Genomic DNA, 25,163 nt, shown 5'->3' with positions numbered 1-25,163 from the left:
GGCCTTGGGATTGCGGTGGAGAACCGGGTTCATGAAGACAGCGATGAGGCCATCTTTCGGCAAAACGCCCCTGTTGGCCGCTGCGGTCGGCCTGCTTGCCGTGCTTGGGTTAGCCGTTCAGCCGGCGAGCGCCGAGGAGCGGGCAAAAGACCTGTTCGGCGCCAAGAAACTGCCGGCCGCCACCGCGGCGCAGTCGATCGGATTCTATTCCAAGGGCTGTTTTGCCGGCGGCGTCGCCATTCCCTTGGACGGTCCGACCTGGCAGGTGATGCGGCCGTCGCGCAACCGCCGTTGGGGCCATCCGGCGATGATCGCGGTAGTCGAGAAATTGTCGCGCGACGCAGCGGCCGATGGTTGGCCAGGCCTGCTGATCGGCGACATTTCGCAGCCGCGCGGCGGCCCGATGCTGACAGGACATGCCTCGCACCAGATCGGGCTCGACGCCGACATCTGGCTGACGCCGATGCCCAGCCGCCCGCTGTCGATGGCGCAGCGCGAATCGATGAGCGCCACCTTGATGGTCGATGAGAAGACCCATCTGGTGAAGGACGCGCTGTGGACGCCAGCGCACACAAGGCTTTTGAAGCGCGCGGCGAGCTACAGCCAGGTCGAGCGCATCCTGGTCAATCCGGGCATCAAGAAAAAGCTCTGCGATACCGTCAAGGGCGACCGCTTCTGGCTGCGTAAGGTCAGGCCGTTCTGGGGCCACGACTATCATTTCCACATGCGCATCGGCTGTCAGCCCGGATCGCCCGGCTGCAAGGCGCAGGAAGCGACGCCGGACGATGACGGTTGCGGCAAGCCGCTGGCCTGGTGGTTCACGCAGGAGCCCTGGCGCCCCAACAAGAACCCCGATGCGCCCAAGGCCCGCGACCTGATGACGATGGAGAACCTGCCGAGCGAATGCCGCGCCGTGCTCGACGCGCCGGGGCCGTCGTCGGCCGAGGCGGCGACCTACCATGGCGGCGGCGTGCCGGTCGCGGCTGCCGCGCCCGAACCCGAAGCGCCCTCGTTGCCCGCCACCCCGGCCGCCGCCGGCTTGCCAAGCACGATGAACGCTTTCACGGCGACGCCCGAGATCGGCGTGCCGCTGCCGAGACCGCGGCCGCCTGGAAACTGACGATCACGGCTTATAGGCAGACTCAATCGGTTCAGCGCCGCATTTTTGCGAAACCGTGGCGGTTTGGCCGCAGAGCCGGCCTCAGCGCGCCGCCGGGGTCGAAAACCGTTTCCCTTTTCAAACCCATGCGCTAGTCAACGGAAGAACGGCCAGATGCCGTCGGGGGCGCCGGAGACGGACGAGAGCATGCCACGCACAGGCGACGACGACACTTTGCTGCGGTTTCCGATCCTGATCGGCGACATCGGCGGCACCAATGCGCGCTTTTCGATCGTGCTCGACGCCAATTCCGAGGCTGGCGAGCCGACCATCGTCCAGACGGCAAACTACAACACCATCGACGAGGCGATCCAGGCGGCCGTGCTCGACCGCTCGTCGGTGCGTCCCAATTCGGCGGTGCTGGCGGTGGCTGGCCCGGTCGACGGCGACGAGATCGAGCTGACCAACTGCCCCTGGATCGTCAAGCCGAGGAAAATGTTCGCCAGCCTCGGCCTGAGCGACATCGTCGTGCTCAACGATTTCGAGGCGCAGGCGCTGGCCGTCGTCGCGCTCGGCGAGGAGCACATGGAAAAGATCGGCGGCGGCACGCCGGAGCCCAATGCCGGGCGCGTCGTGCTCGGTCCGGGAACCGGGCTCGGCGTCGCCGGGCTGGTCCATGCGCTGCACCACTGGATACCGGTCCCCGGCGAGGGCGGCCATATGGACATCGGCCCGCGCACACCGCGCGATTTCGAGGTTTTTCCGCATATCGAGAAGCTCGAAGGCCGCGTTTCGGGCGAGCAGATCCTGTGCGGACGCGGTCTGGTCAATGTCTACAGGGCGGTGGCCAAGGCGGACGGCAAGCCGTCGCCCTTCACCACGCCGGCCGAGATCACTGCCGCGGCACTTGCCAAAACCGATCCGGTTGCCGAGGAAGCGCTGGAGATCTTCGTCACCTGCCTTGGGCGCACTGCCGGCGACCTTGCTCTGGTGTTCATGAGCCGCGGCGGCGTGTTCCTCACCGGTGGCATCGCGCAGAAGATCGTGCCGGCGCTGAAAGCCGGCAATTTCCGCGCCGCTTTCGAGGACAAGGCGCCGCACAGCGCGATGATGCGCACCATGCCGGTCTATGTCATCACCCACCCGCTGGCCGCACTTCTGGGCCTTGCCGCCTATGCCAGGAACCCCTCGCTGTTCGGCGTCCAGACCGAGGGCCGGCGCTGGCAGGCCTGAAAGCCAGCGAAGCGCTCGCGCCCCCGCGACGAAGTTAATCAGGTGCGGGCATAGGCAATTAGGCCGCAGGGCGTTAAGAGGGGTGCCGAATTTGCAGCCCCGGTCCCACGAGGCGGAAAACCACAAAGCGCTCCCGATTTGACACTTCAAGCTCCAAACAAACAAAAAGCCCGGCCCGGCGAGGTCACAGCGGTGCTCCGCCGCATCCTCGCTGAAAACGGCAACGAGTATCGCTGGACCTATGTCGTCGCCGTCTCTTGCCTGCTGATCGTTTCCGGCACCACTGCCTTCACGGCGTGGATCATGGCCCCGATGATCAACCAGATCTTCTACGAACGACGCGGCGATATGCTCTGGTTGATCTGCGCCGGTTTCATGGGAGCCTCCCTGCTGCGCGGCTTCGCCGGTTACGGCCAAGCAGTCGCGTTGGCCAGTATCGGCAACAATCTGGTCGCGCGCTACCAGAAGCGCAGCTTCGACCATCTGATGAAGCTCGGCGTCAACTTCTTCAACGATACGCGTTCCGGTCGGCTGGCGGCACAGGTCAGCGAGAATGTCGGCGGCGTTCGCGATCTGCTGTCGCTGACACTGACCTCCATCAGCCGCGACGCGGTCACGCTGGTCGCTCTCGTCGGCGTGATGATCTATCAGGATCCGGTGTTGTCGCTCAGCTCGCTGCTGATCGGCCCTCCACTGATCTGGGCCGTCGTCTATATCACCCGCCGACTGCGGCGTATCAACCGGGAATCCGTCCTGATCAATTCGCGGCTGAACGGGTCCGTGCAGGAAGCCACGCAAGGCATCGCCATCGTCAAGGCCTTCACCTTGGAGGCCGAGCTGGCGCGCCGCATCGACATCATGGCGGACACGGCCGAGCAGCGTAACAACAAGATCGCCCGCGTCTCGGAGCGGCTGTCGCCGATTTCCGAGATTCTGGGCGGCCTCGCCATCACCTCCGTGCTTGCCTATTCCGGCTACCGGGCGCTGTATCTTGGGCAGCCGCCGGGCGCGGTTTTCTCCTTCATCACCGCACTGATCATGGCTTACGATCCGGCAAGACGCCTGGCGCGCACACAGGTGGGCATGGAACGTGCCCTGGTCAACGCGCGCATGATCTACGAGTTGCTCGACCTGGAGCCGAAACAGGGCGACGCACCCGATGCCGTCGAGGCGAGGATCACCACCGGCGAGGTGCGTTTCGACAATGTGACGTTCGGCTACAGCGCCGACATGCCGGTGCTTAGGGACCTGAGCTTTACCGCCGCGGCCGGCAAGGTGACGGCGATCGTCGGTGCGTCGGGCGCCGGCAAATCGACGCTGGTGGCGCTCTTGCAGCGCTTCTACGACGTCGACCGGGGCAGCATCGAGGTCGATGGCCAGGACATCTCGAAGGTAACCAAGCATTCGCTGCGGCAGTCGATCGCCTATGTGGCGCAGGCGCCATATCTGTTCGAGGGCACGATCCGCGACAACATCCGCTACGGCCGTCTGTCGGCCACGGACGCCGAGATCGAGCAGGCGGCGAAACAGGCGGCAGCCGACGAGTTCATCCGCCAGCAGCCGCAAGGTTACGACACGCCGGTCGGCGAAGGCGGCTCGACCCTTTCCGGCGGCCAGCGCCAGCGCGTCTCGATCGCCCGCGCGATCGTGCGCCAGGCACCGATCCTGCTGCTCGACGAGGCGACATCGGCGCTCGACAACGAGGCGGAGGCGCGCGTCCAGGAAGCGCTGACCCAAGTCATGCAAGGCCGCACGACCATCGTCATAGCGCATCGGCTGTCGACGGTGGTCAATGCCGACCACATCATCGTGCTGGAAGAGGGACGGTTGGTCGAGGAAGGCACTCATGCGACGCTGATGGCCGACCCGGACAGCATCTATTCCCGCTTCCACCGCATCCAGGGCAAGAAGGGGCTGGGGCTTGTCGAGGACCGCGAGCCGATCCAAACTCCGGTCCGGGCCACGCGTGCGAAGAAGACTTCTGTGAGGAGCACATGAGCGAAGCAGGCGATATGGGCCTTGTGGTGGTGGGCGCTGCCGGCCGCATGGGTCAGACGCTGATCCGTGCCATCCACACCATCCCCGGCGCGCGGGTCATCGGCGCGGTCGAGCGGGCGGGTTCGCCCTATCTGGGCAAGGACGCAGGCGAACTGGCGGGCATCGGCATCATCAATGTGCCGATCGGCGACGACCCGCTGCCGGTCTTCGCCAAGGCAGACGGCGTGCTCGATTTCACCACCCCGGCCTCATCAGTCGAATTCGCTGGCTACGCCGCGCAAGCGCGCATCGTTCACGTCATCGGCACGACCGGGTGCACGGCCGACGACAATGCGAAAATCGCGGCGGCGGCGCGCCATGCGACGATCGTCAAGTCGGGCAATATGAGCCTCGGCGTCAATCTGCTGGCGGTGCTGGTCGAACAGGCGGCACGCGCGCTCGATGCCGACGATTTCGACATCGAAATCCTCGAAATGCACCACAAGCACAAGGTCGACGCGCCGTCGGGCACAGCGCTGCTGCTGGGTGAAGCCGCCGCCGCCGGGCGTGGTATCGAGCTTTCAGGCAATGACGTACGCGTTCGCGACGGCCATACCGGCGTGCGCAAGACGGGCTCGATCGGCTTTGCCACGCTGCGCGGCGGCTCGGTGGTCGGCGATCACAGCGTGCTGCTGGCCGGCACCGGCGAGCGCATCACGCTTGCCCACCATGCCGAGGACCGTGCCATCTTCGCGCGCGGCGCCGTCAAGGCGGCGCTTTGGGCGCGCGGCAAGAAGCCGGGGCTGTATTCGATGCGGGACGTGCTCGGCCTCAGCTGAGTGGCCAATCTGCCAACTTGCCCAACCTGAAGGGAGCAAACATGTCGAGAACCCTCGTGCTCGTGCGCCACGGCCAGAGCGAATGGAATTTGAAAAACCTGTTCACCGGCTGGCGCGACGTCGACCTGACCGAGCAGGGCCATGCCGAGGCCAAGGACGCCGGCCAGAAACTCAAGGCGCGCGGCCTGAAATTCGACATCGCCTTCACCTCGGCGCTGATCCGGGCGCAAAAGACCTGTCAGCACATCCTCGACGCCGTCGGTCAAAGCGACCTGAAGACCATCCGCGACCAAGCGCTCAACGAGCGCGACTATGGCGACCTTTCCGGCCTCAACAAGGACGATGCCCGCAAGAAATGGGGCGAGGAGCAGGTGCATGTCTGGCGCCGCTCCTACGACGTGCCGCCGCCCGCCGGCGAAAGCCTGAAGGACACCGGCGCCCGGGTCTGGCCCTATTACCTGCACGATCTGCAGCCGCATGTGCTGCGCGGCGGCACCGTGCTGGTCGCCGCGCACGGCAACTCGCTGCGCGCGCTGATCATGGCGCTCGACGGCAAGTCGGGCGAGGAGATCGTCAAGCTGGAACTCGGCACCGGCGTGCCGGTCATCTACCAGCTCAACGCCGATTCCACCGTCGCTTCGAAGGAAGTGCTGGACGACTGAGCCGGCGAACGGAGCAACCGCGAAAAAAGCGCGTTGACAGCAATCGCTTGCCCGCTTACATGAGCCCGCACCAGCCCAGATGGCGGAATTGGTAGACGCGCACGGTTCAGGTCCGTGTTCCGCAAGGAGTGGAGGTTCGAGTCCTCTTCTGGGCACCATTTTTTCCCGACTACCAACGGGATCGGTAAGATATATCTTTTCGGAGTTCTGCATTCGCCCCTAAGTGTCACAAAGGAGCGAGTACTTGGCGTTCGATTGGCACCGCACCGGTCCGACGTTGAAGGCCCCTCGCCTGGATATTGAGCAAGGGACCTACAGTCCCACGAGAGTGAGGGTCAGAATCGCGGATGTCGACCGACTGAGAGGTTTGACGCGAGCCGGTACAGCTAAAGTATGCCGCTTATGCAAACCAAAGCCACACACGGTAACCTATTTGGTCACGGTGGCTAGGACCCACATAAAACCAATGATATAAGCCCCGGGGCGCTTAGAGTTACCCGGGGGTGGGACGGATGGAAGTCGTTTCCTTTATGAATATGAAAGGCGGTGTTGGAAAAACAACGCTGGCTGTGAATGTCGCTTTTACCTTGGCCGCGGTGCATGAGAAGCGCGTCTTGATGGTCGACGTCGATCCTCAGTTCAACGCTACCCAATACCTCGTCCAGGACGACCGTTATCTGAGTCATATCAGTGACAATTCAAAAGGCACAATTCGAGATGTCTTCGTCCCGCGTTCACTAGGGGCGGTAAACACCACAACCGGCCTCGCTAAGCCACAGAACAAGGCGAAGATGGACCTCTCGGCTTGCATACTAACCATCTACGATGGTGCGAAGCCGGGTTTTGCGCGTGGAGGCAAGGGGCGCCTCGATCTCCTGCCGTCGACTTTGGATCTTGTCGAAATCCAAACCTCCCCTCGCAAGACTGAAGATAAGCTCAAACACTACCTTAAGGAGAAGGCTGCTCACTACGATTATGTCATCCTCGATTGCCCTCCAACCATCTCAATTTTTACGGAGGCGGCAATTCTGGCTAGCGATAAGTATGTAGTTCCAATGAGGCCTGATCCCTTGTCGGTGCTCGGTCTGCCCCTGCTGGAGCGCTACATCCACGACTACACTGCGGACGCAGGGCAGAAATTAGAGCAGATTGGTATAATATTCTCACTCGTTAGAACTCCTACGCCAACCGCAATGAAGAATATCATGAACGACTTGCGAAAAGCTCGCAAAAGCGCTGTTTTTGAGAGCATGTCTACGCTGTCTACCCACGTTGCGGAATCAGTAGAGTATCACCGACCGATGATATATTTTAACAAAGCCTCATCTAAGGTGAAAGAACAATATCTCAAAATCACTGCGGAATTTCTAAAGCGGGCTGAAAAATGATGGCGTCAGATCGAAAACACGAGGCGTGGCTGAAATTCTCTAAGGATATTCTTGCACTAGCGGCAGGCAAATCTAAGGAAGATCTTCGGCAGTTTCGCGACATAGCGGACTTCCACCATCCGGCTATTGCTCCGATAATCAATGCGTATCTTGACTTGGCCATACGGTCGGATTCCGACGTGAAGATGCCGAGTGCAGTTGCGAAGCGCCCGCGTCGTCAAGCAGCGTCACGGGATATGCATCTATTCGACCTGCTCAGAGAGAAAACCTTCTTTCCGCAGAACCTGGACTTGGCTCGATTTGCTGGGCGAATTCTTCCAAGTTTGAGGACCAATAGGTTTGATAAGATGTCGAGGAGCGACATCGCTGCTCGAATAATCGAGTTCATCGAAGCAAGTGACCCCGGAACCAAACAGGCGTTGGAGTCGTCAATGAGGGATGGACTTGACGCCCTTGCTGGGCGGCCACCCAAGGAATCGGAGAGGCGAAGCTTTCTGTCGAAGTGGGAAAGCATCATCAAAGGCGATGGAACCGCCGAATGAACAGACGGTCAAGTTCGGCGGCATTGGGAACTGACCTGTCGAACGTGATAGCTCTGCTGCAAGAGCGCCGCATAGTCCCGGCCAAACCATCAAACGATCTGCTGGATCAAGCCAAGGCGATTCACAATGCTACATATTCCCTCATACTTTGGCGGTTTAGGCTTCAAGGGTTGCCATTGCACGGGCGAGTGTTCCTTGAGGAAATAGCATCGGATGCTTTACAAATATTGCCTCAGGTTTTGCTCGGATTTAGTAAGACGGCCAAGCTGCTAATCCGTGGTATTGCCGAGAATGCTTTGAGACATATTTATTTCAGTGACCATCCAATTGAATTCATGCGAATGAATCGCGATATAAAATGGTATGTGACAATTGAATCACTAAATGACTATGCTAAGAATCATCCTCAGTACCTAAAGACGGAAGCAAAGTTCGATGCGATAGCTAGGCTAGCCAGCCTATATAGCGATCTGTCTGCTGGCGTGCACGGTCGTTCTGTTAGAGATTTGGAGATGAGAAGAGCGCTTGGAAAGATAGCCTTCGATATCGATGCAGCAAAAACTGATGCTGAGCTGGTCCGCAAGTGTGCCGCGTCCGTTAATTTCCTCTTGGCCATCTTTCACCATGAGCGTGTTCGGCGGTTTCAAGTCGCGGACCGAAGCCTGATTCTCAGGACCATGCCGCCGACAGCGCGCAGCGTTTGGGCATCTCATGATTCGGCTTCTTGAGCGAATGGCCGTTGACGCGTATGAAAAACGAGGCAAGCTAGCCAACGAAGGCCACAGGAAGCAGTCCTAGCCTTTTTGGCAATGATGCAGCGCCATGTATCCTCGGATCAAGCTCGAAGACTACGACCTCCGGGAGCTCCATCCAAACCTCCCCTTCCGGCCAGTCCCTCACAAACCGCTTTAAACTCCGCGCCCGCTTCGCTACGCTCAACCATGGCTCAATCCACCACCCAGATCTTCGGTGCCCGCCGCGACCAGGCGTTCCCCACGCTGGCCGAGGTGGACATCGACCGCATGCGCCGGTTCGGCGAGGCCAGCGCCTATGCGGCCGGCGAGAACATCGTCACGGCAGGCGATGTGGCGCCCGGCCTGATCGTCGTCCTTTCCGGTAAGGTGGACATCACCCAGGATGGCGGGCTTGGCCGGCGCGAGACGATCGTCACGCACGGTCCGGGCAGCTTTGTCGGCGAACTAGCGCAGCTTTCGGCCCGTCCCTCGCTGGTCAATGCGCAGGCCGCCGAGCCGGTCGAGGCGTTCGTCATCGCCTCGCAGAGGCTGCGCGACCTGATGGTGCAGGAGGCCAATCTCGGCGAGCGCATCATGCGGGCGCTGATCCTGCGCCGTGTCGGGCTGCTGGAAAGCGCCACCAGCGGACCGATCATCGTCGGACCTGTTGGCAATGCCGACGTGTTGCGGCTGCAGGGTTTTCTGGCCCGCAGCGGCCAGCCGCACCGCGTGCTCGATTCTGGCAGCGACCCCTGCGCCAAAACCCTGGTCGAACGCTTCGAGGTCGATCCGCACCACCTGCCGATCGTGCTCTGTCCAAACGGCAGGCTGCTGATGAACCCCGGTGAAAAGGACCTCGCCCGCTGCATCGGCCTGCTGCGGCCGATCGATGCCGATACGGTGTATGACGTGGCCATCGTCGGCGCCGGCCCGGCAGGGCTGGCGGCGGCGGTCTATGCGGCATCCGAAGGCCTGTCGACGATCGTGCTCGATTGCCGTGCCTTCGGCGGACAGGCCGGCGCCTCCTCGCGCATCGAGAACTATCTCGGTTTCCCCACGGGCATTTCGGGCATGGCGCTGATGGCGCGCGCCTACAACCAGGCGCAGAAATTCGGCGTCGAAATGGTGATCCCGGACGAGGCGAAGCTTTTGAGCGCTGCCGCCGACGCGTCAGGCGCCCGCTATCTGCTCGATGTCGGCGACGGCGAGACCGTGCGCGCGCGCAGCGTGGTGATCGCCAGCGGCGCGCGCTATCGCCGCCTCGACATCGCCAATCTGGCGCGGTTCGAGGGAACGTCCGTGCATTATTGGGCGTCGCCCATCGAAGGCCGGCTTTGCGCGGGCCAGGAAGTGGCGCTGGTCGGCGCCGGCAATTCGGCCGGACAGGCGGCCGTCTATCTGGCCAGTCATGCGCGGAAAGTGGCGCTCCTGGCGCGCGGCGGCAGCCTCGATGCCAGCATGTCGCGCTATCTGGTCGAGCGCATCCGGGCGCAGCCGAACATCGAGGTGCTGACCGGGACCGAAATCGAGGCTCTGGAGGGCGAAGAGGGCAATCTTGCAACAGTGCGCTGGCGCAACCGCGCCAGCGGCGCGAAAACGACGCGCTCGATCCGCCATCTCTTCCTCTTTATCGGCGCCGATCCGAATACCGATTGGCTGGCGAACTGCGATGTGGCGCTGGACGCCAGAGGTTTCGTGCGCACCGGCTCGGACATAGGATCGGCGCAGATGGAGACCAGCCGCAGCGGCGTGTTCGCCATAGGCGACGTCCGCGCCGGCTCGGTCAAACGTGTCGCGGCGGCTGTCGGCGAAGGCGCCCAGGTGGTCGCGGCATTGCATGCATATCTCGCGCGCGGCAACGCCGATACACCTCGAATGGCAGGAGAGCATGATGGATGAATGCAGACATACGCGCGACATCAGGAAGGTGACGCCGAGCGCGCTCGGCTGCGAGGAATGCCTGCAGAGTGGGTCGCAATGGGTGCATCTGCGGCTCTGCCGCACCTGCGGCCATGTCGGCTGCTGCGACGACTCGCCCAACCGCCACGCCACCAAGCATTTCCACGCCACCAAGCATCCGATCATCGAGGGCTACGATCCACCCGAAGGCTGGGCATGGTGCTATGTCGACGAGGTTTTTATCGAGCTTGGCGACGATGTAACCCCGCAGAACGGTCCGATCCCGCGCTTTGTTTGAGCGACGCCAGATGGCGAAGGAATCCCGAGAAAAGCGCGATCCATCCGGGCTTTCTTGGCGGCCGCCCCCCCTGCAGAACGGCTTGGCAGTCAGTCGGCGAAATACAGATATCCCAGCCACCCGGCCAGCACGATCGAGGCAGCCCAGATACAAACAATGATCACCGCCGCGTAGCGGCTCACCGGCCTGGCGGCGGCCAGCGCGGCGGTCTTTCTGTGTTCCGCCATCACCTCGGGCGGTATCATCCTGACCACGGCAAGGACGCCCAAAGGGACAAGGATGACGTCGTCGAGATAGCCGATCACCGGAATGAAATCGGGGATCAGGTCGATTGGCGACAAGGCATAGCCTGCAACACACACGGCAAGCGCCTTGGCATACCAAGGCGTTCGGGGATCGCGAGCGGCGAGGTAGAGCGCATGCACATCGCGCTTGATCGTTCGGGCCCACTCATTCAGTGCCATCGGATGATTTTAACGCCAAATGAAAACCGCCGATAGCGCACGCCCGGCGCCCGCCTCCGGGAGCGTCTCGAAGAACCGATGACCGCTGGTCTACCGCACGGAGCCGGTGACGGTCGGGTCGATCATGCTGGGAACGGACTTGCGTTCGTTTCCGGCAAGCGCCGCTATGATCAGCAGGCTGGCAACCACCGGGACAAACAGGATGGCGACGCGAGCTTGCACGTAAAAGATGGCGCGCCATTCATTGCGCTTGTCGGGGCTGTTGCTCATCATACTCACTTTGTCGGTCCCCCACGCGGTGACATAGCCGCGAACGGTTAAACAACTCCTTCCGACTTCGTTAACCCAGCGGAATTGAGGCGAAATTCCCAAGCGATGCCCCAGATGGCGATGCCAGGCTTCAGTTCAGCCCGATAAGCCTGGCGCCCTGCCGGAACAGCGCCACGGCATCCGGCTCGAAGCGGAAGGTGCCGATGAAATCGTCGGCGCAATAGTCCGGCCTTGTCTTGCGAATGGCGGCGGCGAAGCCGCGCGCCTCATCGAGCCGTCCGGCCAGCGCCAGGCAGTGCGCGGCGATCGCCAGTATGATGGCGTGGGCGTTGGGCCGCGCCGCCGCCTTCAGTGCCCATTCGGCCGCTTCCTCGAACTGGCCGAGCCGGACATGCGCCATGGCGCGTGCGCCCAGCATGCCGAACAGCAGCGGGTCGAACGGGCTGAGATGGCGCGAATGGTCGGAAGAGCCGATCGCCGCTTGCGGGTCGCCCGACTGCGAATGCACGAAGGACAACGCGTAGTGGCCGAGCGCGAAGTTTGGGCTGAGATCGACAGCCCGCTCGAGTTCGAGCAGCGAACCGTCCTGCTCGCCGCGCAGCCACAGCGCCCGGCCCATCGCCCAATGCGCGGCCGGATTGTGGTCGTCGACCAGCAGGCTGTGCCCCGCGCTCTCGAAGGCCAGCGCGCTTTCGCGGTCGCGGTCGCCCCAGCGCTGGAAGGCGTTCTGCCAGTGGGTGAAGGACAGGCCGGCATAGGCGCGCGCAAAGGTCGGGTCGAGCTGCAGGGCCTGGGCAAAGAAATGCCGCGCCTGCTCGTTTTCGGCCTGGGTGAAGCGGTACATGTGCCAGAGGCCGCGATGATAGGCCTCCCAGGCGTTGAGCGAGCAGGGCGCCTTCAGCATGGCGCGGTTGCGCTCGACCGTTTCGATCTCGGCCGAGATCGAGGAGACGATGCTGTTGCCGATGTCGTCAAGCACGGAAAAGATGTCATCGGGCCTGCGCTCGAAGGTCTCGGCCCAGACGATCCTGGCGCTGCGCACCTCGATCAGTTCGACGCTGACGATGAGGCGGCCGGACGGGCTGCGCACCGTGCCGGTGGCGACATAGTCGACATTCAGCCGGCGGCCGGCATCCTCGGGCGCGATGTTCTGCTCTGCCAGCGCAAACACCGATCCGCGCGCGATGACGAAGAAGTCCCTGAGCTTGGCCAGGCGGGTGATGATGTCGTGGGTGAAACCGTCGGCCAATCCGCCGCGTGCGCCGCCGACCTCCTCGACAAACGGCATCACCGCCAGCGAAGCATGGCTGGGCTCGACCGGGCCGGGTGCGGTCGGCTTGGCCACCAATGGCGATAGTGTGGACAGGCAGGCCGTCCGAAGCGAGATGCCCGACTGTCGGTCACGGATCGCCCGCCAGGCCGCGCGAAGCGGTGCGAAATCCAGTTCTTCCGATTTGAACAACTGTTCTGCCGCCGCCAGATGCTCTTCAGCCGCGCCGATCTCGCCGCGTCCGGCCAGACCTGCCAAAAGTGCCGCATGTGCACGCCGGTCGAACGGCGCCAGTTCCACCCATGTGTCGAGATGGGCGATCGCCTCGTCGCTGTCTGCCGCCAGGCTGCCGACGAGTTGCTCCAGCACGGCGACGTGGCACGAGTGGAAGCGGCGGCGCTGCGCGGTCAGCCAGCTGTTGAAATGCGGGCTGCGCTCGAGCTCCAGCCCGTCGAGGAAATCGCCGGCAAACAGTTTGGCCAGCGTCCGCAAGCGCTCGACATCAAGGGTGCCGAGCCCTTGCGTGGCGGCCTGGCTCACCTCCAGCGCATCGACCAGGCAATCGCTCAGATCGAGTGCGACCGTGTCGCCCTGTGTCGCGACCCGCTGTCGGCCCACCGCGTCGAGCGCGCTCCGCAGCTTGCTCAGGCACCAGCGCAGTTCGCCCCTTGGGTCGTTCGGCACATCCCACAACAACTCGCACAGGCGACTGCGGCCGACCGGATGCGGCGCCAGCGCCAGATAGGCGAGCAGCGCGCGCAGCTTGCGTGACGCGGGGAGGGCTACCGGAGCGCCGTCGTGGGAGATCATCAGCGGCCCGAGCAGGCGCACCGACAGGTCCGGCATGTCGCCGTCCAGCCTCGATCGGTTGGATTCCACGTGCGTTTCCACGCCTGCTCCCACGCTGGCCTGTCGGCCTCTCCTGTATCACCAAACACGACACGGCGCATCCGGCAGCGGATTTCAGCGCCGGATACAGCCATTGCCGCTGTGCGGCATGTCAGTCCTAGCGCGGCAAGGTCACCAAACCTCGCCGCCCAACCCGCTGGCTTGTAACCGGCCCGTGAAGACAAAACACGATGACAATCAGGGAGACCAAGATGTTGCAGCAGCAGAAGATCAGAACCACGGCCGGGCGCGGCCGCCTGTTCGACAGCATTCTCGACACCGTCGGCGACACGCCGGTGGTTCGCATCAACAATCTCGGACCGTCCCACGCGACGATCTACGTCAAAGCCGAGTATTTCAATCCCGGCGCCTCGGTGAAGGACCGGCTGGCGCTCAACATCATCGAGGAGGGCGAGCGCAGCGGTGCGCTGAAGCCGGGCCAGACGGTGGTCGAGGCGACCAGCGGCAACACCGGCATCGGCCTCGCCATGGTCTGCGCGCAAAAGGGCTATCCGCTGGTCGTCACCATGGCCGACAGTTTTTCGGTCGAGCGCCGCAAGCTGATGCGCATGCTGGGCGCCAAGGTGGTGCTGACGCCGCGCGCCGAAAAAGGTTTCGGCATGTACAAGAAGGCGGTGGAACTGGCCGAGGCCAATGGCTGGTTCCTTGCCCGCCAGTTTGAAACAGCGGCCAACGCCGCCATCCACGAGGCAACGACGGCGCGCGAGATCGTCAATGATTTCGCCGGCTCGCGGCTCGATTGCTTCGTCACCGGCTATGGCACCGGCGGCACGGTGGTCGGCGTGGCGCGCGTGCTGCGCCGCGAGCGTCCGGAAACCCGCATCGTGCTCTCCGAGCCGGCCAACGCGCAGCTCATCGGCAGCGGCAAGGTGCAGCAGCGCGGCACCGATGGTGCCCCGGCCGCCAGCCATCCAGCCTTCGAGCCGCACCCGATCCAGGGCTGGACGCCGGATTTCATCCCCAACGTGCTGCAGGAGGCGATCGACACCAGCCTCTATGACGAGGTGATGCCGATCGCCGGACCCGAGGGCATCAAATGGGCCAGGGAATTGGCGCGGAAAGAGGGCATCTTCACCGGCATTTCCGGCGGCGCCACTTTCGCCGTGGCACGGCAGGTCGCGGAGAAGGCGCCGGCCGGGGCGGTGATCCTGTGCATGCTGCCCGACACCGGCGAGCGCTACATGTCGACGCCGCTGTTCGACGGCATCGAGGCCGAGATGGATGCCGAGGAGGCCGCCCTGTCGCGCTCGACGCCCGGCTGTCAGTTTCCCGCGGCTTGACGGGAGATCTGGTATGGAGGCCGTGCAAGAAAACCTCGGCCTGGTGGCCGAGGAAACGCTCGATCCCCTGGACTGGGCCGATGTGCAGGCCCTGTCGCACCGGGTCATCGACGATGCGGTCGATTATCTCCGCGATGTGCGCGACCGCCCGGTCTGGCGGGAGATGCCGGCCGATGTGAGAAAGGCCTTCTCGGCGCCGCTGCCGCGCTCCCCGGCGCCGCTGGATGCTGTCTATGCCGAGGTGTCCCGCACGGTGATGTCCTATCCGATGGGCAATATCCATCCGCGCTTCTGGTCCTGGTATATGGGGTCGAGCAACTTCACCGGCGCGCTCGGCGATTTCCTGGCGGCTATACAGGGCTCGAACCTCGGCGGCGGCAACCACGCCGCCGGGCTGATGGACAGCCAGGTGGTGAACTGGTGCAAGGAGATGCTGGGCTTTCCAGCTTCTGCCGGCGGCACGCTGGTCAGCGGCGGCTCGATGGCCAACATCATAGGGCTGACCGTGGCGCGCAACGTCAAGGCCGGCATCGACGTGCGTGAGCACGGTGTCGCCGCCATCGAAAAGCCGCTGCGCTTCTACGGCTCGGAGCAGATACACTCGTGCCACCGCAAGGCGATGGAGGCACTCGGCCTCGGCAACCGGGCACTGCGCCGCATCCCGACCGATGCCGGGCTGCGCATCGATATCAATGCCTTGCGTGCGGCGATCACTGAGGACCGCGCGGCAGGGTTCAAGCCGGCCTGCGTCATCGGTACGGCCGGCACGGTCAACACCGGGGCGATCGACGATTTGCAGGCGCTAGCGAAGCTGGCACATGAGGAAAGCCTCTGGTTCCATGTCGACGGCTGCATCGGCGCGCTGATCGCGATTGCGCCTGAAAATGCCCATCGCGTCGCCGGCATCGAACGGGCGGATTCGGTCGCGCTCGATCCGCACAAATGGCTGCACGCGCCGTTCGAGGTCGGCTGCGCCCTGGTCAGGGATGCCGCCGCGCATCGGGGGACCTTCGCGGTGACGCCGGAATATCTGGAATCGACGCCGCGCGGCCTTGCTTCCGGCGAATGGCTGCACGACTACGGCCTGCAGACATCGCGCGGTTTTCGCGCGCTGAAGGTGTGGATGGCACTGAAGGAGCACGGTGTCGAGAAATTCGGCCGCCTGATCGACCAGAACATTGCTCAGGCCGTCTATCTTGCCGGCCTGATCGAGGCCGCACCGCGGTTGCAGCTGGCGGCATCGCCGACCGTCAACATCGTCTGCTTCCGCTATCAGCCCGGTCTGACAGGCGAGGCTCTGAAGGCGCTCAACACGGAGATCATGCTGCGGCTGCAGGAACAGGGCATTGCGGCCCTTTCGGACACCACGGTGCATGGCGAGCACTGGTTGCGCGTGGCGATCACCAACCATCGCACACGGCGCGAGGATCTCGACCTTCTGGTGCATGAAACGGTGTGGCTGGGGCATGACATCGCAACGCAGGGTTCCGCGCCTTCCTAGTTACGGGCAGGCATGCGATTCTGCCGCGATGATTCGGGAGATCCAGGCCGTGACGCTGTTTCGTATGGTTGCACTGGCAGCGCTGGTCTTCACCGCCCCGGCGCAGGCCGCCGACATGGCCTTTTTCGTCAAGAACCTGCGCAAGGAATCTGTCGCGGTCGAGCTGTTCAGCCGCGACCGTGAGACGGTCTGGCCGGGCAATGACAAGGTGTTCCTGATCGAACCCGAGTCGCAGAAATCCGTGCCGCTGTCCTGCAATCAGGGCGAACATATCTGCTACGGCGCCTGGGCCGACGGCAATGACAGCATCTCCGCCGGCGTCGGGCCGGACAATGACCAGCCCTGCGACACCTGCTGCTTCATCTGCGTGGAACATTCCACCGAGACGATCGATCTGGTGCCGTAGAGCGCGGAAGTTTCGTTGGACCCAAATTAAGTCGGGGATCGGCCCGTCCGGTCCACTTCCGCGATTCAGCGCTGCATGCAATGGTCGCCCCGCGGCCGGGTGGGCCGCTTGTTCGGGGGTTATCATGTTTCATGCCTATGCGCGCCGCATGCTGGCCGCGCTGTCCTTCGTCATGCTGGTTGCGTCGGCGGCGCAAGCCGACGATGTCACCTTCGCCATCAAGAACAGCCACCCCAACGCCATGCGCGTCGAGCTCTACAGCCAGGATCGCGACTATGTCTGGCCGGGCGAGGACAAGGACTACGTCCTCGACGACGGCGAGACCAAGCAGCTGCCGATATCCTGCAACGCGGGCGAATCGATCTGCTACGGCGCCTGGGTCGATGGCGATGAGGGCACCTATTGGGGCGTCGGTCCAGGCAACACGGAAAAATGCGAAGATTGCTGCTACACCTGCAACGGCGGCGAGACCGAGGAGATCGAGCTGGTCCCCTGACCGGTTTGCCAGCTTGACGGTCTTCGGGCCGGAAGCCATGGCCTGTGCAAATACCCAGCGCGCGCCGCCTCGAACTGTTCAGACGCGACGCGCTTCAGGCAAAAGGAGCTCAGCTATGGCCGGCATGGTCGAAAGCGACAAGATCGACGTCGGGTTTTCCGGCAAGCGTTGCATCCATTCGCGCAACTGCGTGCTCGGCGATCCGAATGTCTTCGTGCCCAACGCGCCGGGCCAATGGATCCATCCCGAGGCGGCCAGCGTCGAGAAGATCGTTGCCATCGCCGAAAGCTGCCCCTCGGGCGCCATCACCTACATCAGGAAGGATGGCGGGCCGCAGGAGCAGCCGCCGGTGGTCAACACCGTGCGGCTGCGCGAAAACGGCCCGCTGGCGGTACACGCCGGGATCGTGCTCGACGGCGAGACTTCTTATCGTGCCACGCTCTGCCGCTGCGGCGCCTCGGAAAACAAGCCGTTCTGCGACGGTAGCCACAACAAGTCAGGTTTTGCCGCCACCGGCGAGCCACCGCTGAAGGACACGCTGGCGCTCGAAGCGAGGAATGGTCCGCTGAAAGTGACGCCGACCACCAATGGCCCGCTCAAGCTAGAGGGCAATCTCGAGATCGTCACCGGAACCGGCCATACGGTCGACCGTACGCAACGCGCCTTCCTCTGCCGCTGCGGCCATTCCGCCAACAAACCGTTCTGCGATGGCACGCACAAGAAGGTGGGGTTTGTGGGGTAGCTGTTTTGGCCGGCGGGACAGCACCCCCCTCTGTCCTGCCGGACATCTCCCCCGCAAGGGGGGAGATTGGCAGTTTCCGCCGGCGGCGCCCTTTTCGGCATTGAAGATTGGCGAAAGCGGGGATGACATCCGATCTCCCCACTTGCGGGGGAGATGCCTGGCAGGGCAGAGGGGGGTGCTGTCCCGCCGACCTCGCTTGTTCACCACCACCAACCTACCTACCGTGGCCCAGCGCTCGCGGCTTTATCGTCCGTTCCGTATCGGCTAAGGGCAGGGACAAATAAATTGCCACCCGGACCGCCGCCAAAAAGATGACAGCCAAGACCAAGCCAAAGCCGCTGTTCCTCGGGATCGACACCGGCGGCACCTATACCGACGCCGTGTTGTGGTCTGAGACGGAAGGCCCGCAAGAGGGGCCGAACAAAGGCAAGGTGCTGGCCAAGGCCAAGGCGCTGACCACCAGGCATGATCTTGCCGTGGGTATTTCCGGCGCCGTCGACGCGGTGCTGCAGAAAGCGGGAACCGATCCGGCTGATATCAAGCTGGTGTCGATGTCGACGACGCTTGCCACCAACGCGCTTGTCGAGGGCCAGGGCGGCCGCGTCGCGCTGGTGATGATCGGCTTTTCCGAGGGCGACCTCGCCCGCGACGGGCTAAAGGCCGCGCTCGGCACCGATCCGGTGGTTTTTTGTCCGGGCGGCCACGATGTGCACGGCAATGCCGCCAAGCTCGATCTGTCTGGACTGGAGGCGGCGTTGCCGGAACTCGGCGCCTCGGTGTCCGGCTTTGCCGTCTGCGCCTATTTTGCCACCCGCAATCCGGCGCATGAGATCGCCGCCCGCGAGTTGATCCGCGAAAAGACAGGCCTGCCGGTCACATCGAGCCACGAGCTGTCGGCCAAGCTCGGCGGCCCGCGCCGGGCACTCACCACTCTGCTCAACGCCAGGCTGATCTCAATGATCGACCGGCTGGTGGCGGCAACCGAAGGCTTTCTCCAGGCGCGCAACATTGCAGCCCCGCTGATGGTGGTGCGCGGCGACGGTGCGCTGGTTTCGGCAGCGTTTGCCCGCCAGCGGCCGATCGAGACCATCCTGTCCGGCCCGGCCGCCAGCCTGGTCGGCGCCCGCCACATGACCGGGCTCGACAATGCCATGGTGTCCGATATCGGCGGCACCACCACCGACGTCGCCGTGCTCGACGGCGGCCGCCCCAGGCTCGATCCGGAAGGCGCCACCGTCGGCGGCTTCCGCACCATGGTCGAGGCCGTCGCCATGCGCACCTTCGGCCTCGGCGGCGATTCCGAAGTGGCGCTGGAAGATGGCGCGCTCAACCCGAAGATCCTGCTCGGGCCGCGCCGCCTGGTGCCGTTGGCGCTGGCCGGCATGGCGCATGGCGCGGCGGTGACCTCAGAGCTGGAGCGTCAGCTGCGCGCCCCCAATCCCGGCCGTATGGACGGCCGCTTCGCGGTGCGCACCGGCGTGCCCGACCGGCTCGCCGCCGGCCTGACCGGCGCCGAAGCCAGGCTCTACGAGCTGATCGGTGCCGTGCCGCTCGCCGTCGACAGGCTTTTGAGTTCCAACGCGCAGAACGCGACGCTGAACCGGCTGGTGTCGCGCGGGCTGGTGCATGTCGCCGGCTTCACCCCGTCGGACGCCGCCCATGTGCTGGGCAAGCAGGCGAACTGGGATCCCATCGCCGCGCGCCTCGGCGCCGAACTGTTCGCCCGCAAGCGTGACGGCCGTGGCCAGAACATCGCCGCTTCGCCGGAAGCGATTTCGGAACGGGTGCTGGTGACGCTGACGCGCTGGTCGGCCGAATATATCCTCGAGACCGCCTTTGCCGAGGATGGGCTCGATGGCGCGTCGACGGTGGCGCACGCCCTGGTGCAGCGCGCGGTCGACGCGCATCCCGGCATCGCCCGCCTGAGCGTTGCGCTCGACCGCCCGGTCATCGGCCTCGGCGCCTCGGCGCCGCTGCACTATGCCGGGCTGCCGCCGCTGATCGGCAATGACTGCGTGGTGCCCAGGGATACCGATGTCGCCAACGCGCTCGGCGCCGTCGTCGGCCAGGTCAGGGTATCGGCCGAGGCGCGGGTCAGCCAGCCCATGGAAGGGCTGTTTCGTCTCGCCTCGGGCGAGACCGTGCGCGATTTCCTCGACGAGGCGACGGCGATCGCGGCGGCCGAGGCCGATGTCCGCGCCATCGTCGCGGAGCGCGCCAGGGATGCCGGCACCGACAGCGCCGAGATCGACGTCGCCACCGAATTCCGGGTCTCGACCGTCGAAGCCCAGCGCATGTTCATCGAGGCGCATGTCGTGGCCGTGGCCTCGGGAAGGCCGCGCATTGCGGTTTGAGCGGGGCGGCGAAATACGCCACCTTCACCCTAAGCTGAATTGACCCGGCAAACCTGACATGCCAAAGGCCCGCAAAGCCTTTCATCTGGAGTAGCCTGATGACCGACCGCATCGAGATCGCCGGATTGCGGATTGCCCGCGAGCTGCATGAGTTCGTGGCCAGGGAAGCGCTGCCGGGCACGGAGATCGAAGCGGACGCCTTCTGGAACGGTTTTTCGGCCATCATCCATGATTTGGCGCCGAAGAACCGGGCGCTGCTGGCAGCGCGTGACGCCATCCAGGAACAGGTAGATGGCTGGTATCGCGATCACGGCGCGCCGGTCGACATGGAGGCCTACAAGGGCTTCCTGAAAGAGATCGGCTATATCGTTCTGGAGGGCCCGCCCTTCAGCGTGTCGACCGACAATGTCGACCCCGAAATCGCTGATGTTGCCGGACCGCAGCTGGTCGTGCCGGTGATGAATGCGCGCTATGCGCTCAACGCCGCCAATGCGCGCTGGGGTTCGCTCTACGATGCGCTCTACGGCACCGATGCCATCCCCGAAACGGATGGCGCCGAAAAGGGCAAAGCCTTCAATCCGGCGCGCGGCGCCAAGGTCGTTGCCTGGACGAAGACCTTCCTCGACGAGGCTGCCCCGCTCACCCTAGGCAAATGGGCCGGCGTGAATGGTCTGTCGCTGGCGCAAGGCGCCCTGCGGCTAAGCGCCGGCGCCGGCTCGACGACGCTGGCCGACCCCAGGCAATTCGTCGGCTATCGTGGCGATGCCGCCAATCCCGATACCGTGCTGCTTGTGCGCAACGGCCTGCACATCGAGATCGTGATCGACCGCAACAACCAGATCGGCCGCACCGATCCGGCTGGCATCGCCGATGTCATCCTGGAATCGGCGCTGACCACCATCCAGGACTGCGAGGATTCGGTCGCGGCGGTGGATGCGCCAGACAAGGTCGTCGTCTACCGCAACTGGCTCGGCCTGATGAAGGGCGATCTGACGGAAGAGATCACCAAGGGCGGCAAGAGTTTTGTCCGCAAGCTCAACCCTGACCGCTCCTACACCGCGCCCGCCGGCGGCACGCTGACCGTGCCCGGCCGCTCGCTGATGCTGGTCAGGAATGTCGGCCACCTCATGACCAATCCGGCGATACTGGATCGCGACGGCAACGAGGTTCCGGAAGGCATCATGGATGCGGCGATGACGGCGCTGATCGCGCTGCACGATGTAGGGCCGAACGGCCGCCGCGCCAATTCCCGCGCCGGCTCGATGTATGTCGTGAAACCCAAGATGCATGGGCCGGAGGAGGTCGCTTTCGCCGTCGAGATATTCGACCGCGTCGAGGCCCTGCTCGGCATGACTGAGAATACCATCAAGATGGGCATCATGGACGAGGAGCGGCGCACCACCGTCAACCTCAAGGAGGCAATCCGCGCCGCAAAAGAGCGTGTCGTGTTCATCAACACCGGCTTCCTCGACCGCACCGGCGACGAGATCCATACCTCGATGGAAGCCGGCCCGATGATCCGCAAGGGCGACATGAAGCAGGCCGCCTGGATTTCCGCCTACGAGGCGTGGAATGTCGACACCGGGCTGGAATGCGGCTTGGCCGGCCACGCCCAGATCGGCAAGGGCATGTGGGCGATGCCGGATTTGATGGCGGCAATGCTGGAACAGAAGATCGCCCACCCCAAGGCGGGCGCCAACACCGCCTGGGTGCCGTCGCCGACGGCGGCGACGCTGCATGCCACGCACTACCACAAGGTCGATGTCCATGCCGTGCAGGCCGCACTCAAGAACCGGCCCAAGGCAAAGCTCGACGACATCCTGTCGGTGCCGGTCGCGGTGCGGCCGAACTGGTCGCCTGAAGACATCCAGAAGGAACTCGACAACAACGCGCAGGGCATTCTTGGCTATGTCGTGCGCTGGATCGACCAAGGCGTCGGCTGCTCGAAAGTGCCTGACATCAACGATGTCGGCCTGATGGAAGACCGCGCCACGCTGCGTATTTCCTCACAGCATATCGCCAACTGGCTGCACCACGGCGTGTGCAGCGAGGACCAGGTGATGGCGACGATGAAGCGCATGGCTGACATCGTCGACCGCCAGAACGAGGGCGACCCGCTTTACCAGCCGATGGCGGCCGACTTTGACAAGTCGATAGCCTTCCTCGCCGCCTGCGACCTGGTCTTCAAGGGCCGCGTCCAGCCCAACGGCTACACCGAGCCGGTGCTGCACGCGCGGCGGCTGGAACTGAAGGCGCAGCAAGCCTGAGGCAACGGATCGGTTTTGTCGTATTTCGCTCGACGGTGGTGAAATCGCCAGCGGCGTTGAAGGCGCGTCCGTGACTGGTGCGGCGGATGCTATTTGCTTCCGGCCACAGACAAGGCGTCAGGAAGCCGTATGGTCCAGGAGCCGGATGGTGGGATCGCGACGGTGTTCGGAGTTGACCCGATCGACGCCTTCCACCGTAATCGCGATCGTCCCGTTTTCCACTCTTGCTATCCAGCCCTTCGCTTTCAAATACCAGAGATGAAATTCGAGATGCTCTCGCGGACAGCCTGACAAGCGTTCGAGCTCCACATCTCCGATCCCGGGATTGCTGACGTCGTGCCGGCGCTTCGCGTAAAGCAGCGACAGCAGCCTGGCCTGGATCACGACATCCCGCTCGACGCCCTTGGTGCTGCTGGCTTCCTCGGTCAGCTCGCGGCGAAGGCCGGCATGGTCCTTGTACGCGATGTCGTATTGAGCGCGTTTGACCGGATCCTTGAGCGTGTTGTGGGCTTCCACGATTTCACTGAAGCGGGCTTCATCGCCGGTTTCGCGATTGTCGGGATGATAGCGCATCGCAAAATAGCGAAATATGCGCTCCAGCGTTTCCGAATTGGCGTTCGGGCTAACTTCCAAAACTTCGTAGTAGTCAATGAACATAGCGGGCTCCCCGACCGCAACCATATTCGCATTGTCTAAATAAGGAATGTCCAATGCAGAGACCAAGACTTTGGTCCGGCGTCGATGACATCCACGCTTCTGGAAGAGGAAGAAAATGGCCGGCGCCCGCTCGGTGAGGCCGTTGGGTGGTGAGGACGCCGGCCAAGCGGACAATCAGGTCCGCCGCACCGTGGAGATGATCGATTCGCGGAGGCCGGGTTATGGCGTGATCGCGGAATGCAATGTGGCGAGGCCGGCTTGTCGGCGGACCTACGCCGCCTGCGCCATCCGCTCCGAGCTCATGCGGTAGGAGATCGCTTCGGCCAGATGGATTCGGCCGACGGTTTCGCTGGCGTCGAGATCGGCAAGCGTCCGTGCCACCTTCAGCACACGGTGATAGGCCCGCGCCGAAAAGGCGAGCTTTTCGCTGGCGTCCTTGAGCAGCGACAGGCCGGCGGCGTCCGGCATGGCGATCTCCTCGATGACCGAGGGCGCGCAATGCGCGTTGGTGGTGGCGCGGGTGGCGCCGAGCCGCTCGAAACGTTCGCGCTGGATGGTGCGGGCGCGTGCCACACGCAGCGCCACATCGGCACTTTTCTCCGCCCGATCGGGCCGGATCAAGTCGCTGGCCGACACTGCGGGCACTTCGATCCTGAGATCGATGCGGTCGAGCAGCGGACCCGAAATGCGCGCCTGATAGTCGGTGCGGCAACGCTCGCCGCGCAGGCAGCGATAGCCCGGCTCGCCGGCCATGCCGCAACGGCACGGGTTCATCGCCGCCACCAGCTGGATACGCGCCGGATAGGTGACGCGATGGTTGGCCCGCGCGATCATGCAGTCGCCGGTCTCCAGCGGCTGGCGCAGCGCATCGAGCGTCTGCGGCGTGAACTCGGGAAACTCGTCGAGGAACAGCACGCCGTGGTGGGCAAGCGACACCTCACCCGGCCGTGCGCGGATGCCGCCGCCGACCATCGCCGCCATCGAGGCCGAATGATGCGGGGCGCGGAACGGCCGCCGGTCGGTCAGCTTGCCTTCGCCGAGCTCTCCCGCCACCGAGGCGATCATCGAGACTTCGAGCAATTCCTTCGGCGCCAGCGGCGGCAGGATCGACGGCAGCCGCTGCGCCAGCATCGATTTGCCGGATCCAGGCGGTCCGATCATAAGCAGATTATGACCGCCGGCCGCCGCCACCTCCAGCGCCCGCTTGGCGGTCTCCTGGCCCTTGATGTCGGCGAGGTCAGGCAGATCCAGCGCCGCGGCGTGCATACCGGCCTCGGGGCGCGACAGCACCTGCGTGCCACGAAAATGATTGGCGATGGCAATCAGGCTGCGCGGTGCCAGAATGTCGATATCCTTTCCAGCCCAGGCCGCTTCCGGCCCGCATGCGAACGGGCAGATCAGGCCCTTGCCCTCGGCATTGGCGGCGATCGCCGCCGGCAAGGAGCCGGCGACCGCGGCAATCGTGCCGTCGAGTGACAATTCTCCAAGCACGACATAGCCGGCCAGCATGTCGCCCGGAATGGCGCCCAGCGCGGCCATTAGGCCGAGTGCGATCGGCAGGTCGTAGTGGCTGCCTTCCTTCGGCAGGTCGGCCGGCGCCAGATTGACAGTCACCTTCTTCGACGGCATCGACAGGCCGGAAGCATGCAGTGCGGCCTGCACCCGCTCGCGGCTTTCGGCCACCGCCTTGTCGCCCAGGCCGACGATGTGCATGTTGACCTTGCCGGGCGCGATCATCACCTGCACGTCGACCGGCACGGCCTCGATGCCTTGGAAAGCGACCGTGCGAACCCGCGCCACCATTTTTTGTACCCCCGGACAGTAGTTCGCCCATGCCCTGGCGATCAGGGTGTGAGCGAAGTCAAAGAAGACAACC

General features: G+C 64.0%; 22 protein-coding genes and 1 tRNA gene. 18 read left to right on the top strand and 5 right to left on the bottom strand.

Features of this window, described 5'->3' with window-relative positions:
• The first annotated feature begins 31 nt into the window (after positions 1-31).
• The 11 genes from mepA (at position 32) to NKJ37_RS16420 (ending at position 10,671) form a co-directional block, all read left to right on the top strand.
• The gene (gene mepA / locus NKJ37_RS16470) at positions 32-1,120 is read left to right on the top strand and encodes a penicillin-insensitive murein endopeptidase (RefSeq protein WP_352613496.1); all 1,089 of its coding nucleotides are present in this window, start codon (positions 32-34) and stop codon (positions 1,118-1,120) included.
• A 186-nt stretch (positions 1,121-1,306) separates the two neighbouring features.
• Positions 1,307-2,332 (top strand): glucokinase, encoded by a 1,026-nt coding sequence (locus NKJ37_RS16465; RefSeq protein ID WP_352730192.1) that lies wholly within the window; start codon positions 1,307-1,309, stop codon positions 2,330-2,332.
• A gap of 138 nt (positions 2,333-2,470) precedes the next feature.
• Complete coding sequence (locus NKJ37_RS16460; RefSeq protein ID WP_352774362.1) at positions 2,471-4,330, top strand: ABC transporter ATP-binding protein; 1,860 nt, start codon at positions 2,471-2,473, stop codon at positions 4,328-4,330.
• The gene (gene dapB, locus NKJ37_RS16455) at positions 4,327-5,148 is read left to right on the top strand and encodes a 4-hydroxy-tetrahydrodipicolinate reductase (protein ID WP_352774360.1); all 822 of its coding nucleotides are present in this window, start codon (positions 4,327-4,329) and stop codon (positions 5,146-5,148) included. The genes NKJ37_RS16460 and dapB overlap by 4 nt, the downstream gene beginning before the upstream one ends.
• A gap of 41 nt (positions 5,149-5,189) precedes the next feature.
• Positions 5,190-5,810 (top strand): 2,3-bisphosphoglycerate-dependent phosphoglycerate mutase, encoded by a 621-nt coding sequence (locus NKJ37_RS16450; RefSeq protein WP_352774358.1) that lies wholly within the window; start codon positions 5,190-5,192, stop codon positions 5,808-5,810.
• Between the two features lie 73 nt (positions 5,811-5,883).
• Positions 5,884-5,968: transfer RNA gene (locus tag NKJ37_RS16445), tRNA-Leu, on the top strand.
• 354 nt (positions 5,969-6,322) lie between these two features.
• Positions 6,323-7,198 carry a ParA family protein gene (locus NKJ37_RS16440; protein WP_352774356.1) on the top strand — a complete coding sequence of 292 codons (876 nt, stop codon included), beginning with the start codon at positions 6,323-6,325 and terminating at the stop codon, positions 7,196-7,198.
• The gene (locus tag NKJ37_RS16435; RefSeq protein WP_352774354.1) at positions 7,195-7,740 is read left to right on the top strand and encodes a hypothetical protein; all 546 of its coding nucleotides are present in this window, start codon (positions 7,195-7,197) and stop codon (positions 7,738-7,740) included. The genes NKJ37_RS16440 and NKJ37_RS16435 overlap by 4 nt, the downstream gene beginning before the upstream one ends.
• On the top strand, positions 7,737-8,468 hold the full coding sequence (locus tag NKJ37_RS16430) for a hypothetical protein (RefSeq protein WP_352774352.1): 732 nt from the start codon (positions 7,737-7,739) through the stop codon (positions 8,466-8,468). The genes NKJ37_RS16435 and NKJ37_RS16430 overlap by 4 nt, the downstream gene beginning before the upstream one ends.
• Positions 8,469-8,681: 213 nt before the next feature.
• Complete coding sequence (locus NKJ37_RS16425) at positions 8,682-10,373, top strand: FAD-dependent oxidoreductase (RefSeq protein ID WP_352774350.1); 1,692 nt, start codon at positions 8,682-8,684, stop codon at positions 10,371-10,373.
• Positions 10,363-10,671 carry a UBP-type zinc finger domain-containing protein gene (locus tag NKJ37_RS16420; RefSeq protein WP_352673182.1) on the top strand — a complete coding sequence of 103 codons (309 nt, stop codon included), beginning with the start codon at positions 10,363-10,365 and terminating at the stop codon, positions 10,669-10,671. The genes NKJ37_RS16425 and NKJ37_RS16420 overlap by 11 nt, the downstream gene beginning before the upstream one ends.
• 89 nt (positions 10,672-10,760) lie before the next feature.
• Here the strand turns inward: NKJ37_RS16420 and NKJ37_RS16415 are convergent, their stop codons facing one another.
• From NKJ37_RS16415 to NKJ37_RS16405, 3 genes are all read right to left on the bottom strand, one after another.
• Positions 10,761-11,135, bottom strand: coding sequence for a YkvA family protein (locus NKJ37_RS16415; protein ID WP_352673179.1), 375 nt, complete (start codon positions 11,133-11,135; stop codon positions 10,761-10,763).
• A gap of 90 nt (positions 11,136-11,225) precedes the next feature.
• Positions 11,226-11,408: a hypothetical protein gene (locus NKJ37_RS16410; protein ID WP_013528612.1), complete on the bottom strand. Its 183-nt coding sequence runs from the start codon at positions 11,406-11,408 to the stop codon at positions 11,226-11,228.
• A gap of 127 nt (positions 11,409-11,535) precedes the next feature.
• Positions 11,536-13,521: a BTAD domain-containing putative transcriptional regulator gene (locus NKJ37_RS16405; RefSeq protein ID WP_352774383.1), complete on the bottom strand. Its 1,986-nt coding sequence runs from the start codon at positions 13,519-13,521 to the stop codon at positions 11,536-11,538.
• A 254-nt stretch (positions 13,522-13,775) separates the two neighbouring features.
• On the opposite strand from NKJ37_RS16405, the gene cysK reads away from it, so the two are divergent.
• From cysK to NKJ37_RS16370, 7 genes are all read left to right on the top strand, one after another.
• The gene (gene cysK / locus NKJ37_RS16400; RefSeq protein ID WP_352628898.1) at positions 13,776-14,864 is read left to right on the top strand and encodes a cysteine synthase A; all 1,089 of its coding nucleotides are present in this window, start codon (positions 13,776-13,778) and stop codon (positions 14,862-14,864) included.
• A 13-nt stretch (positions 14,865-14,877) separates the two neighbouring features.
• Positions 14,878-16,365, top strand: a complete 1,488-nt coding sequence (locus NKJ37_RS16395; RefSeq protein WP_352774348.1) for a pyridoxal phosphate-dependent decarboxylase family protein — start codon at positions 14,878-14,880, stop codon at positions 16,363-16,365.
• Between the two features lie 49 nt (positions 16,366-16,414).
• Complete coding sequence (locus tag NKJ37_RS16390; protein ID WP_023814183.1) at positions 16,415-16,771, top strand: hypothetical protein; 357 nt, start codon at positions 16,415-16,417, stop codon at positions 16,769-16,771.
• Positions 16,772-16,895: 124 nt separating this feature from the next.
• A complete protein-coding gene (locus NKJ37_RS16385; protein WP_023814184.1) occupies positions 16,896-17,267 on the top strand; it encodes a hypothetical protein in 372 nt (123 codons plus the stop codon).
• Between the two features lie 115 nt (positions 17,268-17,382).
• Complete coding sequence (locus NKJ37_RS16380) at positions 17,383-18,009, top strand: CDGSH iron-sulfur domain-containing protein (protein WP_352442629.1); 627 nt, start codon at positions 17,383-17,385, stop codon at positions 18,007-18,009.
• Positions 18,010-18,320: 311 nt separating this feature from the next.
• A complete protein-coding gene (locus NKJ37_RS16375; RefSeq protein WP_352774346.1) occupies positions 18,321-20,363 on the top strand; it encodes a hydantoinase/oxoprolinase N-terminal domain-containing protein in 2,043 nt (680 codons plus the stop codon).
• Between the two features lie 98 nt (positions 20,364-20,461).
• On the top strand, positions 20,462-22,630 hold the full coding sequence (locus NKJ37_RS16370; protein WP_352774345.1) for a malate synthase G: 2,169 nt from the start codon (positions 20,462-20,464) through the stop codon (positions 22,628-22,630).
• Between the two features lie 117 nt (positions 22,631-22,747).
• On the opposite strand, the gene NKJ37_RS16365 is transcribed toward NKJ37_RS16370, so the two are convergent.
• Complete coding sequence (locus NKJ37_RS16365; protein WP_127296986.1) at positions 22,748-23,287, bottom strand: DnaJ domain-containing protein; 540 nt, start codon at positions 23,285-23,287, stop codon at positions 22,748-22,750.
• A gap of 270 nt (positions 23,288-23,557) precedes the next feature.
• Entirely contained in the window at positions 23,558-25,090 is a 1,533-nt protein-coding gene (locus NKJ37_RS16360) for a YifB family Mg chelatase-like AAA ATPase (protein ID WP_127296985.1), read from the bottom strand.
• Between the last annotated feature and the right edge of the window lie 73 nt (positions 25,091-25,163).

It is taken from the genome of Mesorhizobium sp. M0140 (assembly GCF_040322475.1).
Taxonomy (GTDB): domain Bacteria; phylum Pseudomonadota; class Alphaproteobacteria; order Rhizobiales; family Rhizobiaceae; genus Mesorhizobium.
Note: the sequence above shows the minus strand (reverse complement) of the source record. Positions and strands in the feature narration are given on the sequence as shown.